1 protein-coding gene is annotated in these 274 nt (G+C 43.8%); it reads right to left on the reverse strand.

Annotation, left to right across the window (positions count from 1 at the left end):
- Positions 1–251, reverse strand: a 251-nt coding sequence (locus tag ACYQ78_RS39600) for a 2-oxo acid dehydrogenase subunit E2 (protein WP_459806141.1), incomplete at its 3' end; no start/stop codon positions are given.
- Between the last annotated feature and the right edge of the window lie 23 nt (positions 252–274).

Below are 274 nucleotides of genomic sequence, written 5' to 3' on the forward strand. Positions count from 1 at the left end.
CCCAGATTGGAGATGGTGAAAGAACCACCTTGAAACTCATGCAGCTGTAACTTGCCTTCTCTTGCACCGCTGGCCAGATCCTTGAGAGTTGATGAGATCTCAGCAATTTTAAGGTTGTCAGCAGATTTAACTATAGGTGTTATGAGTCCTGCATCAGTTGCCACAGCAACAGAGATATCCACTTCATAGAGTAACTGAGCCTCTTCCCCATTCCAAACAACATTCATTTCTGGAACTTGCCTCAAGCTCATGGCTGCTGCTTTTATTACAAAAT

This window comes from Herbidospora sp. RD11066, from assembly GCF_054661255.1.